Origin of the sequence: Micromonospora sp. NPDC005252 (assembly GCF_042872475.1) — a bacterium.
Classification (GTDB): Bacteria; Actinomycetota; Actinomycetes; order Mycobacteriales; family Micromonosporaceae; genus Micromonospora.
Map to the genome: position 1 here is coordinate 387,712 of NZ_JBIAKN010000005.1, position 16,819 is coordinate 404,530.

General features: G+C 71.1%; 13 protein-coding genes and 1 pseudogene. 2 read left to right on the plus strand and 12 right to left on the minus strand.

Translation table 11 applies throughout. The features are described 5' to 3' along the window. Positions 1–22: 22 nt before the first annotated feature. The 6 genes from ACFYPH_RS17860 to ACFYPH_RS17885 form a co-directional block, all read right to left on the minus strand. Positions 23–1,552, minus strand: coding sequence for an OmpL47-type beta-barrel domain-containing protein (locus ACFYPH_RS17860; RefSeq protein ID WP_387182959.1), 1,530 nt, complete (start codon positions 1,550–1,552; stop codon positions 23–25). An 8-nt stretch (positions 1,553–1,560) separates the two neighbouring features. Next, the gene (locus ACFYPH_RS17865; RefSeq protein ID WP_387182962.1) at positions 1,561–5,514 is read right to left on the minus strand and encodes a ThuA domain-containing protein; all 3,954 of its coding nucleotides are present in this window, start codon (positions 5,512–5,514) and stop codon (positions 1,561–1,563) included. An 18-nt stretch (positions 5,515–5,532) separates the two neighbouring features. Beyond that, positions 5,533–6,537 carry a multicopper oxidase domain-containing protein gene (locus ACFYPH_RS17870; RefSeq protein WP_387182964.1) on the minus strand — a complete coding sequence of 335 codons (1,005 nt, stop codon included), beginning with the start codon at positions 6,535–6,537 and terminating at the stop codon, positions 5,533–5,535. 234 nt (positions 6,538–6,771) lie between these two features. Continuing rightward, positions 6,772–7,611: an amino acid ABC transporter ATP-binding protein gene (locus tag ACFYPH_RS17875; RefSeq protein ID WP_387182967.1), complete on the minus strand. Its 840-nt coding sequence runs from the start codon at positions 7,609–7,611 to the stop codon at positions 6,772–6,774. A 5-nt stretch (positions 7,612–7,616) separates the two neighbouring features. After that, positions 7,617–8,411, minus strand: coding sequence for an amino acid ABC transporter permease (locus ACFYPH_RS17880; RefSeq protein ID WP_354862518.1), 795 nt, complete (start codon positions 8,409–8,411; stop codon positions 7,617–7,619). 76 nt (positions 8,412–8,487) lie between these two features. Beyond that, a complete protein-coding gene (locus ACFYPH_RS17885; RefSeq protein ID WP_387182970.1) occupies positions 8,488–9,306 on the minus strand; it encodes a basic amino acid ABC transporter substrate-binding protein in 819 nt (272 codons plus the stop codon). A 420-nt stretch (positions 9,307–9,726) separates the two neighbouring features. Here ACFYPH_RS17885 and ACFYPH_RS17890 point away from each other — a divergent pair. Further along, positions 9,727–10,119, plus strand: a pseudogene (locus ACFYPH_RS17890) (multiprotein-bridging factor 1 family protein); the annotation flags it as partial. Between the two features lie 234 nt (positions 10,120–10,353). On the opposite strand, the gene ACFYPH_RS17895 reads toward ACFYPH_RS17890, so the two are convergent. The 3 genes from ACFYPH_RS17895 to ACFYPH_RS17905 all read right to left on the minus strand — a co-directional run bounded on the left by ACFYPH_RS17895 (position 10,354) and on the right by ACFYPH_RS17905 (position 13,127). Further along, on the minus strand, positions 10,354–11,265 hold the full coding sequence (locus ACFYPH_RS17895) for a hypothetical protein (protein WP_387182973.1): 912 nt from the start codon (positions 11,263–11,265) through the stop codon (positions 10,354–10,356). An 84-nt stretch (positions 11,266–11,349) separates the two neighbouring features. Next, positions 11,350–12,012 (minus strand): response regulator transcription factor, encoded by a 663-nt coding sequence (locus ACFYPH_RS17900; protein ID WP_355065988.1) that lies wholly within the window; start codon positions 12,010–12,012, stop codon positions 11,350–11,352. Beyond that, positions 12,009–13,127 carry a histidine kinase gene (locus tag ACFYPH_RS17905; protein ID WP_355065986.1) on the minus strand — a complete coding sequence of 373 codons (1,119 nt, stop codon included), beginning with the start codon at positions 13,125–13,127 and terminating at the stop codon, positions 12,009–12,011. Before ACFYPH_RS17905 ends, ACFYPH_RS17900 begins: the two co-directional genes overlap by 4 nt. Positions 13,128–13,346: 219 nt before the next feature. Between ACFYPH_RS17905 and ACFYPH_RS17910 the strand changes: the two genes are divergently transcribed. After that, complete coding sequence (locus ACFYPH_RS17910) at positions 13,347–13,784, plus strand: DUF6223 family protein (RefSeq protein ID WP_355065985.1); 438 nt, start codon at positions 13,347–13,349, stop codon at positions 13,782–13,784. Between the two features lie 604 nt (positions 13,785–14,388). Here ACFYPH_RS17910 and ACFYPH_RS17915 read toward each other — a convergent pair. From ACFYPH_RS17915 to ACFYPH_RS17925, 3 genes are all read right to left on the minus strand, one after another. Beyond that, positions 14,389–15,642, minus strand: coding sequence for an RNA polymerase sigma factor (locus tag ACFYPH_RS17915; protein WP_355065983.1), 1,254 nt, complete (start codon positions 15,640–15,642; stop codon positions 14,389–14,391). 37 nt (positions 15,643–15,679) lie between these two features. Further along, positions 15,680–16,051: a YciI family protein gene (locus ACFYPH_RS17920; RefSeq protein ID WP_355065982.1), complete on the minus strand. Its 372-nt coding sequence runs from the start codon at positions 16,049–16,051 to the stop codon at positions 15,680–15,682. A 67-nt stretch (positions 16,052–16,118) separates the two neighbouring features. After that, complete coding sequence (locus tag ACFYPH_RS17925) at positions 16,119–16,805, minus strand: DUF998 domain-containing protein (protein WP_355065980.1); 687 nt, start codon at positions 16,803–16,805, stop codon at positions 16,119–16,121. Positions 16,806–16,819 lie beyond the last annotated feature (14 nt).

The following is a 16,819-nucleotide window of genomic DNA, read 5'->3' on the forward strand; positions in this document are numbered from 1 at the left end:
CCTGTCGGTGAGATTCGGGTGCTCATGCGCCGACGTCCGATCGGGCCGCGGCCCGGACGATGGCGCCCTGCTGCCGCTTGGTCAGCGTTCCGGCGGTCACCAGAGCGGTGGTGACCGCCTCGACGTGCCGGACGAAGTCGGCGTGGCCGGGGTAGTCGGCGTGTTCGTCGATCAGATCGTTGATGGTGCAGCCGTCGCCGGTGTCGGCGTTGGCCACGCCGGTGTCGTCACCGTCGATGATCACCGTGGCCCGGGTGTCGGACGCGGGGCAGGCGTCGGTGCCGTCGGCCACCACAGTGAACGTGGTGGACTGCTCGGCGGCGGCGTTCCCCGCGGTGTCGGTCGCCCGGTACCGCAGGGTGTGTGCCCCGGGCGTGCGGACGGTGACCGGGCCGGCGTACGCGGTCCAGCCGCCGGTGTCGAGCGCGTACTCGACCGACGCCACGCCCGAGCCGGCGTCGGTCGCGGTGACGGTGACGGTCGCCGCGCCGACGTAGGCGCCGTCGGCGTCCCGCTCGCCGGTGACCGTGGCGGCCACCGTGGGCGGGGTGTCGTCCTCCTCCGGCGGGGCGACGACTGTGAAGTGGGCCATCTGCTCCGCCGAGGTGTTGCCGGCGACGTCGGTCGCCCGGAAGTGCAGCATGTGCATCCCGGCCGCGGTCACCACGATCGGGTTCGTGTACGCGGTGAAGGCCGCGCCGTCGAGGGCGTACTCGATGGTGGCGACCCCCGATTCGGCGTCGGTGGCGGTCAGTGTGGCGGTGGCCGTACCGACGTAGTTGCCGTCGCCGTCGCGGTCGCCGGCCAGCGCGGCCGTGACCACCGGCGCGGTGGTGTCCTCCTCGGTAGGCTCGACGACCCGGAACGACACCGATCCGACCGCGCTGGTGTTACCGGCCTGGTCGGTGGCGCGGAACTGCACCGAGTGGTCGCCGACCGCGGTGACCCGCACCGGCGCGGTGTACGGCTGGAAGCTGGTGTCGTCGACCTGGTACTCGACCGTGTCCACACCCGAGCCCGCGTCGGTGGCCGTGACGGTCACCGTCGCCGTACCGATGTAGTTGCCGTCCTGGTCGCGGTCACCGGACACGGCGGCGGTGACCGTCGGCGGCGTGGTGTCGCCGCCTCCCCCGCCGTCGGTGACGACCAGTTCGCCGACCATCTGGCTGTGGCCGGGGATCGAGCAGAAGTAGCGGTACCGGCCCGGGGTCAGCGTGACGGTCGCCTGGTGGCGGCCGTCGTTGGCGTCGAACGGGCTGGCCAGGATGTTGACTGTGACGTCGTGGTTGTAGCCCTCGGTGCTGGTGTCGAAGGTCAGGGTGTGCGGCATTCCGGTCGTGTTGCCGGTGGCCGCGCTGTTCTCCCAGATGATCGTCGCCGCGCCGGCCACCGCCTGGGTGGGCACGGACTTGTAGCGGGTGATGTTGTCGTCGGCGGTCCAGGTCAGCACCTGGTCCGCGGCGGCGCGCGGGGCGGCGGAGGCGGGTGGCGCGGCCAACGGCGTGACCGTGAGCAGGAGCGCCGCCAGCGCGGCCGTGAGTCGTCGGATCATCGTCTCTCCTAGAGTTCCCGCACGCGGATGTTGCGGAACTCGGTCAGGTCGTTGTCACCGTGGTTCTGCAGGCCGATGAAGCCGGACAGGAACTGCCGCAGGTCGGTCGGCGGGTCGCCGGCCCGCGACGACTGCTTGCCCGGCGTGTTGTCGAACTCGTTGATCACCACGCCGTTGCGGATCATCGTGTAGTGCTGCCCGACCGCCCGGATCTCGTAGTCGTTCCACACGTTCTTCGGCGTGACGCCGGCCTGGGCGAGCGGCACCGGGTCGAAGTTGTAGACCGAACCGGTCTTCTGCGGCTCGCCGGTCTCCCCGTCGTAGATCTGGATCTCGTGTCCGCAGTAGATCGCCATCCAGGCCGGCGAGGTCCGGGCCGACCCGACCGTGCCGCAGCTGCCCGGTGGCCGCTGTTCCAGCGGGGTTCGCAGATCCGGGAAGCGGATGAAGACGCCGGTGTTGGCGCGGCCGGTGCCCGGTGCGATGTCGCGGAACTGCACCTTGAGCGAGAAGTCCGCCAGCTCCTTGGTGTGCCAGAGCATGCCGAGGCCGCCGCTGGAACGCAGGGCCCCGTCCGGCTGGATGCTGAACGATCCCGTCGGCGCCTGCTGCCAACCGCGCAGCGACTCGGCGGTGCCGTCGTAGAGCGGCTCGTATCCGGTGCGCCCGTCCCGGCCGACCTCGGACGCGGCGGCCAGGCGGGTGAGCGTGCCCGATTCGCGGGCGTTGAGCAGGCCGTCGTCCTGCAACGCACGGGTCACCGCGCTCACGTGCCGGACGAAGGCGTTGTGGTCGGGCCAGGTGCTCTCGTCGTCGATCAGGTCGTTGATCGTGCACCCCTGCCCGACCGTGCGGCTGGGCACACCGGTGTCCGTGTCGCCGAGCCACACCGTGCCCCGGGAGTCCGGCACCGCGCAGCCGGCCGTGACGGTGGTCTGCACCGTCGCCGTCTCGCCGTCGGCGTACGTGACGGTGAGCTTCGCGGTGTAGGTGCCGACCTTGGCGTACGTGTGCCGGGGGTCCGCCTCGGTCGACGTGGCACCGTCGCCGAATTCCCACCGGTGGCTCACGCCGCCGGACCGGGAGCCGGTGAAGGCGATCGTCAACGGCTTGTTCTGCACGGCGACGGAGTTCGCCGCCGGTGCCGGGGTGGGCGCACCGCCGGTGTAGGTGATCCGGATGAGCTTCTGGTTGGGGTGCAGGCTGAAGAACCCGCCTCCGTAGTCGAGCAGGTAGAGCGCGCCGTCCGGGCCGAACTTGGCGTCCATCCAGCTCTGCAGCCGGGTGTCACCGTTGCCGCTGGGGATGATGGCCCGCAGCGACTCGGCGTACACCGGCGGGGTGGCCGTCGGCACGCCGGCGGGGTCGACGGTGACCGCGACCCGGTTGGCGGCGTTCGACTCGTCGCCGATGAACCACTTCTCGTCCCAGTACGCCGGCCACGCCACAGTGCTGTTCGGATCGACCCGGTCGCGGTGGTAGGTGGGGCCGGACATGATGGCCTGCCCGCCGCCGCGCAGGTACGGCTGCGTGTAGGTGGCGTCGGCCGCGACGTACGTCGGGAGGCCGCTGCCGTCGGTGCGCTTCGGGAAGACCGGGCCGCCGCCATCCGGCGAATACCAGATCATGTTGTCCCGGGCCGCCGGGATGTCCACCAGCCCGGTGTTGCGCGGTGACTCATTCTTCAGGTTGCCGCAGTCGTACCAGCCGGTCAGCACTGTCGCGTCGGTGCTGCTGCGGTCCCGGTACGGCTGGCGGTTGCCCATGCAGTACGGCCAGCCCTGGTTGCCGGCCGAGGTGATGATGGTGGCGGTCTCGTACTTGGCGGGGCCCAGCGTGGGGCTGGGCGACGCGGCGTCCGGGCCGACCCAGCCGGCGGTCAGCCACTGGTGCTCCGGGTCGATCTGGAGGCGGGCGATGTTGCGCACGCCCATCACGTAGATCTCCGGGCGGGTCTTCTCGGTGCCGGGCGGGAAGAGGTTGCCCTCCGGGATGGTGTACGTGCCGTCCGCCTCGGGGTGGATCCGGATGATCTTTCCGGCGAGGTCGTTGGTGTTGCCCGACGTACGGCGGGCGTCCTGGAACGAGATCCCCTGGTACTCCTGGGTCCAGTTGTTGCCGGAGTAGCCCTGCGACCCCTCGGAGGAGTTGTTGTCGCCGGAGCCGACGTAGAGGTTGCCCTTCGCGTCGAACGCCATGCCGCCGCCGGCGTGGCAGCAGCTGTGGATCTGCACCGGGAACTGCAGCAGGTCCTTGCGGGTGCCCTGGTCGATGGTCTGGGCCGCCCGGTCGTAGGTGAAGCGGGAGATGGTGCGCTGCCCGACCCGTTTCACCCGGTCGATCGACTCGTGTGGCATCCAGTAGACGTAGAGCCAGCCGTTCTCGGCGAACTTCGGGTCGGGCACGATGCCGAGCAGGCCCTCCTCGTTCTTCACCAACTCTGAGCCGCTGCCCCGGTTGCCCATGACCCGCAGGGTGGTGAGGAGTTTCACCTGCCTGCTGCGGGGGTCCCAGGAGTGGATGGTGCCGCAGCCCAGGCCGACGTTCGGGTCGTTCCAGTCCGCGATCGGGCCGCTGGGGCAGGCCGCCTTGCCGACGTAGAAGACCGTGCCGTCCGGCGCGATGGTGAGCCCGTGCGGCTCGCCGATCTGGTCCAGTTGCCCGGTCTGGTTGGCGGCGGTGAGCCGCTCCACCTTGTAGTTCGCGGCGATCGTCGCCTGGCAGTCACCGCGTACGCGCCCGGTGGTCCAGTTCAGCGCCCCGGCCAGGTGCGCGCGGAACGCCTCCTCGCCGTAGCTGCCCTCGGTGTGGCCCATGCCGGTGTAGAACGACCGCCCGCCGTCGTAGTCCCGGCACCAGGACACCGGGTGGAACGGGCCGTTGGCGCCCGGCCCCGGGTCGTAGTGCCGTTCCTCGACCTGGGCGAGGGTGTGCACCGCGCCGATCGGGTTCGGGTCCCAGTTGTCCCAGCGGTCCGACCGGGTGAGGGTCAGCGGCAGCGACGCGGTGGCCGGGTGTTTACGGTCCAGGATGTCGACCACCGCCCGGTTCACGGGGGTCGGCGGCGGCGCGGTGGCCGTCCCGGTGAACAGGCGCAGGTCGGCGAGCTGGATCAGCGGCTCGCCGCTGTTGGCGGTGATGTTCAGCCGGTAGCGGCTGAACTCCTGCGGCGTGGCGATGTCGAACCGCCGGGTCTGGAACCGCTCCGCGAAGGTCTGGTTGGTGCGCCGGTCCAGATCGGACCAGGTCTGGCCGTCCGTGGAGCCCTGCAGGGTCCAGTCCTTCGGGTCCCGCCCGACGAAGTCGTTGGCCGACGTCAGCGCGTACCCGGTGATCCGCTTCGGTGCGGCCAGCTGGTACGCCACCCACGCGGTCGGGGTGCGGACCAGCCACTTGGTGTTGGCGTCGCCGTCGGTCAGCTTCTCCTTGGTCTCGCTCGGCGGGTTCTCGCCGCTGGCGGTCACCGCGGCCACCGGCTCGGCAACCGGGATGGCGCCCGCCGGGCGGGTGCCGATCAGGCCGGTGAACCAGGTGGAGTCGACCTGCGCGCGGGCGGCGTCGGCTATGCCGACGAAACCCCCGCCGGCCTTCATGTAGCCCTGGAGCGCCGACTCCTGGTCGCGGTTGAGCGCGGCGCCCGTCGCGGAGAGAAAGACCACGCTGCGGTACGCCGAGAGCCCGGTCGTGGTGAAGACCGCCGGGTCCGTGGTGGCCGTGACATCGATGTCATGACTGGCCGCAAGCTGTCGGATGGTGTCCACGGCACGCGACACCGGGTCCTGTTGTTCGGCCACCGGCCCGTGGAATACGAGCACGGCTGTTCTGGGCGGCTGGGCCGCCTGGGCGGCGGCCGCGGGTCGCGGCGCGGCGGTCGCCGCCGTGGCCGTGGCCGTGGCCGTGGCCGGAATCAGTGTGGCGAAGGCCGCTACCGCGGCGAGGGCTCGTCGTACGTCTCTGGTCATCCCCGTCCCCACTTTCGGTCAGCTTGCATGCGTGTGGGTGTGGCCCTGGAACCGGTGGATCGCCTCCTCGGCGCCGGGGGGCATGCTGCCGTCGGCGTTGCGCACCAGGAAGATCCCGGCCATGCCGCCGTCGGAGTGGTTCTGCACGTGGCAGTGGTACATCCACGCGCCGGGTCCGACGCCCTCCCCGGCGAGCACCTGGAACCCGAACGAGCTACCCGGGTTGAGGTCCTTGTTGTCGATGACCAGGCTCGGGTCGGCCGGTCCCTCCAGCATTCCGGTGCGGTTGTCCGCCCAGCGGTGCGCGTGCAGGTGGAAGGTGTGGAACAGGTTGCCGTGCCCGATGGCGAGCCACTCCACCCGCTGGCCCAGGTTCGCCTCGAACATCGGCGTGTCCGGGGCCATCCGGTTGTTGATCGTCATGTCGTGGAACACGACAGTGAACTGCTTCTCCGGCAGGATGTCGCCGCGGCGGCGGACGATCAGCGCCCCGTACAGGCCCTTCGCGACTCCGGCGGTGCCGTGGTCGGTGCCCATGGCGTGATCGTGGTAGTGCCAGTAGCCGGCGCTGCCCGGCATGTACCGGCGACCCGACGCGGCCACCATCTCGTGGGAGCGCCAGACGTACGTCCGGGTCTCGCCGGGGTTGTTGAACGAGTCGTTGAACGGGCTGCCGTCCGAGTCGGTGCTGTAGTCCACCCCGTGCGGGTGGATGGACAGCCGCTGGGTGGTGGTGTTGACCAGGGTGATCTCCAGGGTGTCACCCTCGTAGATCTCCAGCACGGGCCCCGGCACGGTGGCCTGCCCGGGTGCGAGGCCGTACCCGAACAGCCCGCCGGGCAACTGCTCGGCGTAGATGGTGACCTTCCTGGTCACTCCGGCGGCGGCCCGGGCCGGGCTGCCTCCGAACGCGCCGCCGAGCGTGGGCGCGGACGCGCCCAGCGCCCCGGCGGCGAGCGCCCCGGTGGCGATCAGTGATCGGCGGGACAGGTGACGATGGGAGCCAACGGCGTGATCGTCCATGGGTCTCCGTTCCCGACCGGGCGAAGACGCGACGAGGGCAGGGTGCATCGACCGCCGAGCACAAGGCGGCAGCACGACTGAGGTGAGGATCGTCGCGGACTTCGCTCGGAAGACTCAGAACTTTCGATGGATGAACCCAACTTATGTAATCCATCGACGAAAGTACAGGTCTGATTGCAGGAAGATTACCGCGAGATCACGCCGTACGTCGATTGACCAGGCGATGTGGAGTGCTCAGAAAGTGTGCCGGTCGTCCGTCGGCAGGCCGGGCGCCTCGGGCGGCTCGGGCGACTGGTCAGGCTGACCGAGCCGCTCCACCCGGGTCGGGTCGAGGACCCGCGCGAGGAACGCGCGCGTCCGCTCGTGCTTCGGCGCGCCCAGCACCTCCTGCGGCGGCCCCTGCTCGACCACGACGCCACCGTCCATGAACACGACCCGGTCCGCCACGTCCCGGGCGAACGCCATCTCGTGGGTGACCACCATCATCGTCATGCCGTCCTCGGCGAGCCCCCGCATGACGGTGAGCACGTCGCCGACCAGCTCCGGGTCGAGCGCCGAGGTCGGCTCGTCGAAGAGCATGAGCTTCGGCTCCATCGACAACGACCGGGCGATCGCGGCCCGCTGCTGCTGCCCGCCGGAGAGCTGCGCCGGGAACGCGTCGGCCTTGTCGGTCAGGCCGACACGCTCCAGGTTGGCCCGCGCGATCCGCTCGGCCTCGGCGCGACCGCGCCGCAGCACCCGCCGCTGGGCGATGGTGAGGTTGTTCAGCACGGTCAGGTGCGGAAACAGGTTGAACGACTGGAACACCATGCCGATGCCCCGGCGTACCGCGTCGATCTCGACGTCCGGGTCGGTCATCTCGACGCCGTTCACCCAGATTGTGCCGGCGGTCGGCTCCTCCAGCAGGTCGACGCAGCGCAGCAGCGTCGACTTGCCGGAGCCGGACGGCCCGATGACGCAGACGACCTCGCCCTGGCCGACCTGGAAGTCGATGCCCTTGAGCACCTCGAGCGGCCCGAAGGACTTGTGCAGGTCGCGGATCTCGACGGCGGGACGGGACGGGGTGGTCGTCATGCGGGTCACCGGGCCTTGGCGTAGCGGAGTTCGAGGCGGCGCACCACCTGGGACAGGGGCAGGGTGATGACCAGGTAGGCGAGGCCGGCCACCAGCAGCGGCGTGGCGTTCACCCGGTCGTTGAGCATGTCCCGGCCGAACTTGGTGACCTCGATGGTCTGCGCCGTCACGCCCAGCACGTAGGCCAGCGACGAGTCCTTGGTGAGCAGGATGAGCTCATTGGTCAGCGGCGGGATGACGATCCGGAACGCCTGCGGAATGACGATGGTGCGCATGGCGGTGAAGTGCGACATGCCGAGGGTGCGGGCCGCCTCCATCTGCCCCTTCGGCACGGCCTGGATGCCGGCCCGGATGGTCTCGGCCATGTACGCGGCGGCGGTGAGGCCGAGACCGATCGCGATCGAGCCGAACACGCCGCCGGGAATCTCCCGCTCCGGGAAGGCGATGGGGATGCCGTACCCGACGAGGAAGAGGATCAGCAGCGCCGGCAGACCCCGGAACAGCTCGATGTACGCGGTCGCCAGCCAGCGGTACGGCGCCACCCGGGACAGCCGCATCAGGGCGAGGACGGTGCCGAACACGAGGCCGAAGGCGAACGCGCCCAACGTGTAGAGGATCGTGTTGCGCAGCGCCACGGTGATGATCGTCGGGAACATCGACTCGATGATGTCGACGCGGAAGAACGCGTCCTTGAGCCTGCCCCAGTCCGCGGCGAAGAGCACCGCGGCGATGATCGCGACGAAGACCAGGTACTGGATGCCGAGGGACAGTCGTTCCCGCTGGCGGCGTCGCAGCTTCACGTTGGCTCGTTGCCTTCCCGGAGTGTGCCGACGGGAAGGGCGCGCGTCGCGCGCGCCCTTCCCCACTGAGCTTCGATCAGGCGCTCGGCCGCTTGCCGATCCACTTGGAGTAGATCGCGTCGTACGAGCCGTCCTGCTTGGCCTTGGCCAGCGTCTCGTTGATCTTCTTGAGCAGTTCCGGGTTGCCGTCCTTCTTCACCGAGAACCCGTACTGCTCGCCGGTGTCGAACTCGGCGGTCACCTCGAACCCACCCGGGTTCTTGCGGAGGTACTCGGTCCACACCGGCAGGTCGTTGACGGCGGCCTCGACCTGGCCGTTGGCGACGGCCTGCTGCAGGGCGGCGAGATCCTCGAACTCGACCAGCTGCAGGCCCTTCTCCTTCTCGAACTTCCTGGCGTAGTCACGACCGGTGGTGGCCGCCTGGACGCCGAGCTTCTTGCCCCGCAGGTCGTCGAGCGACTTGTACGGCTTCCCGGTCTTGACCAGCAACGCCTGCGTCGCGTCGAAGTACGGGTCGGAGAAGTTCATCACCTTCTGGCGTTCGGCGGTGATGGTCATGCCGGCGGCCGCCGCGTCGCACTTGCCGGTGTTCAGGTCCTGACCGGACTTGATCCCCTCGAACGGCGTGTCGATGATCGTCTGCTCGACGTCCAGCTCCTTGGCCACGAGGTCCATCACGTCGACGTCGAACCCGGTGACCTTGCCGCTGGCGTCCTTCGACTGGAACGGCGGGTACGGCAGGTGGGTGCAGACGGTCAGCTTGCCGGCCTCGACCAGCTTGACCCCGCTGGCCTGGACCTCGCTGTCATCCTTCTTGGCGCATCCCGCGCTCAACGCCAGAGCGGCGACCGCCGCGACAAGGCCGGCCTGACGGACTGCGCTACGGACTCTCACGAGTGTCCCTCCGGTTCGGCTCCCCTGTGACGGGCAGCCAGGTTGGTGCGAAGACGGTGTGACAGGGGACGGTACCTGATTCGACGAACGGTACCCAGATCACGGGGCGCAGCGGTCGTGCTGCGGTGTCCATCACAGCCCGTGAACGGGACAGGCGGACACGTTCGGGACGACGGGGCGCAGCGGACCCCGACCGTCCGCCGTCGTCCGGTGACCCGAGGCCCGGCCCGCTCCGCCGCGACGAACGGCAGTTGAGTACCCGACCCACCTCGAACGAGTAAGCCGTCGTGCCGGCCACCGCTGCGCCACCACAGAAGCTGGTGGACGATCAGTGGTACCGCCGTCACGGGAATGGGGAAGCAGAACTGACCATCGAGCCGGGTACACCGAGGCGATTCCGGGTGGGAGGGCACGGCTGAGATGGACAGCTACCCCATGACACCTCAGATGGCCTTCGCGCAGTTCGTCCGCCAGGCCGTCGACGACGCCCGCGAGGAGCACGGTTGGACCGTCGGCGACATCGCGCAGCACACCGGCGTCAGCCGCTCGACGCTGTTCCGCTGGCTCGCCGGTGACTGGCAGCGCTACCCCGAGCTGGCGAAGGTGCGCAGCCTCTGCGCCACCCTCGACCTCTCCATCGCCGCCGCGATCCGGCCGCTCGCGATGCCGAACGCCGCCGTGACGCCCCGGGTGCTGGCGGAGGTCGAGGCGGACATGGGCACCATCCGCCGGCGGCTACTCGATGACACGGTCTCCGCCGCGGACAAGCGCCAGATCCGGGAGCTTCTGCGCCGCCTCGCCGGCCGCGACCTCCCGGTCGAGGGGGCGTCGCCGTCCACGACCGGCTCCGACGCCACCCCGCCCTCCCCGTCGCAGGCAGGTGCGTCCCGCCGGTAGCTCGATCGGACGGGCGCCGCAGGGCCGGCCGACCTCAGCGCGCGGCAACTCCGCCGGCCTCAGCGCGTAGCGCAGCCAGCCTCAGCGCGCGGCGCGAGCCGGCCTCAGCACGGTGACGCGACCCGGCCTCAGCGCGGGACGCAGCCGGCCTCAGCGCGTGGCGCGGCCCGGGCGGCCCGGGCCGGTGCCGGAACGCCGGGAACCGATGCGGGGAGCCCGCACCACCGGGGAGCTGCCGGCTCCGGGGCGGAAGTCCCGTGCCGCGGCGGCCACCATGTCGTCGGGATCGCCTTCGAGCGTCCGCCGGACGTGCGCCGGGATGATCTCGGACGTCGCCATCGCCAGCCGGACCTGCACCGAACGGTCGTCGGCCAGGGCCGCCAGATCCTCCTCGTTCAGCTCCAGCGCGCGGACCAGCGCGGCCCGCACGTCGACCGCCGGGTCCCTGGCCAGGGCGCTGCGCTGCGCGGCGGTGGTCCGCGCGTTGCGGGCGAGCCCCTTGCGGACGCGGACGGTGCGGTCGGCCAGCAGGGCGACGATGGCGTCCGGATCGTGGGTGTGCGTGGCGAGCCGTTCCCGCACCTCGGGTGAGACGTCGTCGACCAGCCGGGCGGCCAGCTCGGGCTCCAACTCGCGGGTCTCGGCGAGCAGGCCCCGAAGCTCCTTGTCGGGTGCGGCTGCCATCACCCGGCGGACCGACTCGTCGCAGGCCGGGTTGCCGGCGACGGCCCAGCGGACCCACCGGTCCGCGTCCTTGACCAGACGCAGGAGATTGCCGACCGACGTCGCGGGATTGCGCGCCACGGCCTCCCGGACGTGACGATCATGGTCGCGGGTCAACGACCGCAGGGCCTGCGCGGGCGCGTCCGGCCGGGCCGCGACCGCCTTGCGGACCGCGACCGACGCATCGGACGCCAGGTCGATGAGGGTCATCTGTGGCGTTGTGGGGTCGTGTGCGACGGCGAGCCGCGCGTCCGCCCCACCACCGGTCGGACGGTCGGCCGTGGTGCCCGACCCGCTGTCCCGGTCGGCCCCGTCGACGTGCTGCTGCTGCTTGCCCATGGGCGCAATCATGGCACGCGCCGGACCGGACCCCGCGCGGCAAGCCCGCTCGCAGCCCCCTGGTCCGCGGCGAGCCGCCGAGGGTCAGTCCTGGCGCGGGGCCACCAGGCCGGACTCGTACGCGACGACCACGAGTTGGGCGCGATCGCGGGCATGCAGCTTGGCCATGGCCCGGTTGATGTGGGTCTTGGCGGTCAGTGGGCTGATCACCATCCGCGTGGCGATCTCGTCGTTCGACAGGCCCTGGGCGACCAGGACGACGGCTTCGCGTTCCCGGGTGGTCAACTCCCGCAGGCCGGTCGGGGCCCGCAGGTGGCGCGGCTCGGCGACGTACCGGTCGATGAGCCGGCGGGTGATCGACGGCGCGAGCAGCGCGTCACCCCGCGCGGCGACGCGTACGGCATGCAGGAAGTCCTCCGGCTCGATGTCCTTGACGAGGAAGCCGGCGGCGCCGGCGCGCAGCGCGTGAAAGACGTGTTCGTCGAGGCCGTAGTTGGTCAGGATCACGACGTGCACCCCGGCCAGGGCCGGGTCCGCGGCGATGAGCCGGGTCGCCTCGATGCCGTCCAGCACCGGCATCTGGATGTCGATGAGCGCGATGTCGGGCAGGTGACGCCGGGCGAGGGCGACCCCCTCCCGGCCGTCGGCGGCCTCGGCCACCACCTCGATGTCGTCCTCGATGTCGAGGAGCGCCCGGAAGCCGCTGCGCAGCAGCGCCTGGTCGTCGACCAGCAGGACGCGGATCATCCGGGCGGACCGACGGGAAGTTCCGCGTGGACGGTGAAGCCACCCTCGTCCCGCGGCGCCGCGTGGAGGCGACCGCCCAGGGCGGTGACCCGTTCGCGCATCCCGAGCAGCCCGACTCCGGGCTTTGGCACGGTGGCCAGCGTGGCCGTGCCGTCGTCGTCGACGCGGATCGCGAGGGCGTCCGGACGGTAGTCGACGCGGACCGACGCCGTGGCCGCGGCGGCGTGCCGGGCGACGTTGGTGAGGGACTCCTGCACGATCCGGTAGGCCGTCCGGTCCACCGCCGCCGGCACGGCCTGTCGTTCGCCCTCGACCGTCAACGTCGCGTCCAGCCCGGCCATCCGGGCCCGCTGCACCAACTCCGGCAGGTGTTCGAGGCCGCGCGGCGGGTTCCTGCCGTCGTCCCGCAGGGCCTCCAGGGTCGCGCGCAACTCCCGGCTCGCCTCACGGCCGGCCTCCCGAATCGCCAGCAGCGCCTCCGGCACCGCCTCGCCGCGTCGGCGGGCCAGGTGGACGGCCACCTCGGCCTGCACCTTGATGATCGAGATCTGGTGGGTGAGGGAATCGTGCAGCTCCCGCGCGATGTGCAGCCGCTCCTCGTCGGCGCGGCGGCGCGCGGTCTCCTCCCGGGTGCGCTCGGCCTCGTCGGCCCGCCGCTCGGCCTGCCGCAACGCCTCACCGGCGGCGCCTGCGGCGATCAGCCACGCCACCTCGAGCGCGCCCCGGGCCCGTGCGAGCGCCTCGCCCAGCGGCAGGTCCTGCGGCGGGGCGAGAGCCGTGAGGGGCAGAGCGACAAGCATCAGCACGGCGGCGACGACCGTGACGACACGGTGGCCGGCCCGCACACCGGTGTACACCGCGAACAGGAAGGCGACGGCCGGCACGTCGAAACCGACCGCCTGGTACCCCACGGCGCACAGCCCGGTGACGGCCAGGACGGCGACGGGCCACCGACGACGCGCCGCCAGCGCCAGACCGCTGGCCGCCAGCAGCGGATAACCCAGCAGGTCGCTGTCGAGGGTGGAGTGGTCCGCGGACAGCCCGGCGACCAGCAGCACCGCCGCCACGCCGACGGCGATGGCCCAGTCCCGGACACCGGCACGCCCTGTGCTCATGGGCGCACCCTAGCCCGAGGTACGCCCCGGGCGACTCCTGCGCGCGGACGACCGGCGCCTACCGCACCTGCGGTAGTCGGGCGCCATCCGCGCCGTGCGCGGCAGTCGCCTGCGCCGGTGGCGGCAGCGCGGAATGCCTCCGGCTGCCGGACGACCGACGGTCGAAGCGGCGACAGGATCGAACGACAACCAACGAGACGTACGACGAAGGAGAAGCACATGTTGCTCTCAGCAAGGCCGACGCGGGCCCGACTGGTGCTCACCGCTGCCGCGTCCGCCGTGGCCGGAGGATTCGGGCTGGCCGCGCCGGCCGCCGCGTACACCTCGTCCGCACCGCTGGCGGCCAGCGTCACCACCATGAGCGCCGGGCGACTCGGTGCGATCGTGGGCGGTCTGCTGGGCCTGGCGGGGGTGATCGTCGGCGCGTTGGCCCTGGCCCGGCCCGCCAGCCGCGTCGGCACCGGCAGCGGGCTGCTCGGGGCCACCGTGGCCCTGGCGGCCGGGCTGATCGGCGTCGCCCTCGGCGCGCTGGTGGTGGCGACCTCGGACGGCGGGATCGGCACCGGCAACGGACGCGGCGGTGCGTACGTGGCCCTCGTGGTGGGGGTGGCCGCCCTCGGCCTCGGCGGGTTGGCGCTGCGCCGCTCCCGCACCTGACCTCCCGTCCGGCGCGGCGTCACCCGTCGGATGACGTCGCGCCGAAGCCGCCCGGTGGTGAGACCGTCCGATCCGGGCGTCGGCCCTGGCGGCTGGCGCAACCTCTTCGGTCGGAGGACGTGTGGCTGCATGTCGCCGCTCGCACCGGACCTTGAGGAACGATGAACCGACAACCACACGCGTGCTCCTGCCTCTCACCCTCCTGGCGGGGCTGGCAGGCTGCGCCACTGCCGACCCCAGCCCGGTGGCCGGGGCCGGCAGCCCGTCACCCACTCCCGGCACCACGACCGCCTCCGGCGTGGCGTCGACCAACCCCGGCGTGCCGTCACCGACCCGCACCGCGGCGCCCGCCACGCCGATCACCACCGTCGAGGCCGCCTGCCCGGTCAGCGCCGCGACCCTGCAACGGGTGGCGGGGCTGGGAGACACCCACCGGATCGACCCGGACCACATCAAATGCGCGCGGCAGTGGGCCACCGCCGGGGTGATCGCCACGCACGACGCGGCCCGCAAACGGCACTCGTCACAGCCACTCCGCGTCGAGCATGTCATTGGACACCTAAAAAGAGGTGACTGGCCCTCCCGACAACCGCGCACGAGGTGGTCAGCCCTCCGACTTAGCGCGGAAGATCTCCCGTTCTTTGGCGTTGCGGGTCAGCGCGGCGGCCCGCGCGTACTCCTGCCGGGACTCGGCAGTCCGGCCGAGCCTCGCCAGGAGATCAGCTCGTACGGCGGGGAGCAGCGGGTACTGATCCAGCGCGCCACTCGCCTGCACCTTGTCGGCAATGTCCAAACCCTCGGCCGCTCCCTGGGCCATTCCCACCGCGACCGCCCGATTCAACTCGGCGACCGGCGACGGCCAGACATAGGACAGCACCAGGTAGAGCGCCGCGATTCGCGACCAGTCGGTCTCCTGCGCCGACCGGGCCCGAGCGTGACAGGCGGCGATCTCGGCCTGCAACACGAACGGTCCGAGCGCGCCGCCGATCTCCTGGGCCCGGGCCAGTGCCGCGAGGCCACGCCGGATCAGCAGTCGGTCCCAGCGGGCCCGGTCCTGGTCGCCGAGCAGAATCGCCGCACCGGCCTCGTCGGTGCGCGCCCACGTTCGCGACGACTGGATTTCCATCAGCGCCACCAGCCCGTGCACCTCGGCCTGATCCGGCATCAGCCCGGCCAGGACTCGGCCCAGCCGCAACGCCTCCCGGCAGAGGTCCGGTCGCATCCAGTCCTCGCCGGCGGTCGCCGAGTATCCCTCGTTGAAGATCAGGTAGAGAACTTCCAGGACCGAGGTCAGCCGCTGGGCGAGCTGATCCGGTGGCGGGAGCTCGAACGGCACCCGTTTGGCGGCCAGGGTGCGTTTGGCCCGCACGATCCGTTGCCCAACGGTCGGCTCGGCGACGAGGAAGGCCCTGGCGATCTCCTCGGTGGTCAGGCCACCGAGCACCCGCAGGGCGAGCGCGGTACGCGCCTCCGTCGACAGCACCGGATGGCAGGAAATGAAGATCAGCCGCAGCAGGTCGTCGCCGACGTGATCGTCCAACGCGTCGTCCACGGCCTCCTGCTCGTCGACCGGGGCGATCTCCAGGTCCCGGCCGATCTCCGCGAGCTTCTCGCCGTACCGGACTCTGCGCCGGACCAGGTCGATCGCCCGATGCTTGGCGGTGGCCATCAGCCATGGCCCTGGATCTCGCGGTACGCCCTGCCTCGGCCACTGCTCCAGCGCGATGACGAGGGTGTCCTGGGCGATCTCCTCGGCCAGGCCGACGTCGCGCACGATCCGGGTCAGACTCGCGATGAGTTGAGCCGCCTCGATCCGCCAGACCGCCTCGACAACGCGATGTGGATCGGTAGCCGTCATGGCTACCGATCCAACCACCATCGAGGTGCTCGCCTGCTCATCCCTGGGGTGCGAAGTCCTCCGGCCCGAAGACCCGGGAGACTTCAGCCTCGCCTTCCCAGCCCTCCCACAGGTCCCGGTGCAGGCGCATGAACCGGCCGGCCCACTCGACAGCCTCCGCCTTGGAACGGACGTCGTACACCACGTAGCTGATCAGCTCCTTGGCCTCGGCGAAAGGACCGTCGACGACGCTGAGCCCGCCGGCGGTGACGTCGATCCGGGCGCTGTCCACGGTGGGAGCCAGACCGCCCATGTCGAGCATCACGCCGGCGTTCGTCGCGTCCATGCCGAGCTTCGCGATGGCCTCCATCAGCTCTGCGGGCGGCGGGGTGTCGGGCTGGGCTGCCTTGAGAATCACCAGATAACGCATTGCCTTCTCCTCTTGGTCGTAGTCAGTGCGGGTTGGATCGGAACGAGTGTCCATCGGATGAGCTGAATCAGTGCGACGCGCGCCGGTAGCGATTGACCGCGACGGCCGCCTGCCAACCGGAAACCAGCAGCACCGCGCCAGTGAAGGCGAGCAGGCTCCAGGACGCGCCAGCACCGGCGGTCAGACCCAGGAAGCTGGCGCCGAACACCACGCCGACGACCCGCGAGGACCACGCCCAACCGGCAGCGCCTTCGGCGGCGAAGCGGCGGGCCAGCACGAAACACGCAGCGATCAGGCAACTGAACCCGATGGCACCGGCAGCGAAGTGACCGTAGCCGTGCCAGCTGATCGTGCCAGGGCCGTCCGGGGTGCCGACCGGGAAACCCAAACCCGGGTCCGCGCGCAGCAGACCGGCGGCGATCAGGCTCACGCCGTACCCGCCGATGAGCCTCGGCGCCCAGCGCGCCCCAGCCCCGGTCCCCAGCACCCGACGCAGCCCGACCGCGGACGCGATGGTCATCAGGCCGCTCACCAGGAAGTTCGTGATGTGAACCCAACCGCGGTCGCCGTTGCTGAGCATGCTCCACGCGTGCCGCGTCGGGTCGAAACCAGCCCGGGTGAACACCTCGATCAGCGACACCGCGACATACAGTGGGCCGGCGATGACGCCGTAGGCCAGGAGGGATTTCGTGACCCGGACCGCCGGGTCGCAGGTCGTCGCGGCCGACGTGGTGGTGGTCATCTGCTCGGTCATCGTCGTTGCCCTTC

Excerpts from the sequence above, each read along its gene's own strand:
- ACFYPH_RS17860 (WP_387182959.1), bottom strand. The coding sequence starts at position 1,552 with ATGATCCGACGACTCACGGCCGCGCTGGCGGCGCTCCTGCTCACGGTC.
- ACFYPH_RS17870 (WP_387182964.1), bottom strand. The coding sequence starts at position 6,537 with ATGGACGATCACGCCGTTGGCTCCCATCGTCACCTGTCCCGCCGATCA.
- ACFYPH_RS17905 (WP_355065986.1), bottom strand. The coding sequence starts at position 13,127 with ATGAGCACAGGGCGTGCCGGTGTCCGGGACTGGGCCATCGCCGTCGGC.
- ACFYPH_RS17920 (WP_355065982.1), bottom strand. The coding sequence starts at position 16,051 with ATGCGTTATCTGGTGATTCTCAAGGCAGCCCAGCCCGACACCCCGCCG.
- ACFYPH_RS17910 (WP_355065985.1), top strand. The coding sequence starts at position 13,347 with ATGTTGCTCTCAGCAAGGCCGACGCGGGCCCGACTGGTGCTCACCGCT.
- ACFYPH_RS17865 (WP_387182962.1), bottom strand. The coding sequence starts at position 5,514 with ATGACCAGAGACGTACGACGAGCCCTCGCCGCGGTAGCGGCCTTCGCC.
- ACFYPH_RS17900 (WP_355065988.1), bottom strand. The coding sequence starts at position 12,012 with ATGATCCGCGTCCTGCTGGTCGACGACCAGGCGCTGCTGCGCAGCGGC.
- ACFYPH_RS17915 (WP_355065983.1), bottom strand. The coding sequence starts at position 15,642 with ATGACGGCTACCGATCCACATCGCGTTGTCGAGGCGGTCTGGCGGATC.
- ACFYPH_RS17875 (WP_387182967.1), bottom strand. The coding sequence starts at position 7,611 with ATGACGACCACCCCGTCCCGTCCCGCCGTCGAGATCCGCGACCTGCAC.
- ACFYPH_RS17895 (WP_387182973.1), bottom strand. The coding sequence starts at position 11,265 with ATGGGCAAGCAGCAGCAGCACGTCGACGGGGCCGACCGGGACAGCGGG.
- ACFYPH_RS17925 (WP_355065980.1), bottom strand. The coding sequence starts at position 16,805 with ATGACCGAGCAGATGACCACCACCACGTCGGCCGCGACGACCTGCGAC.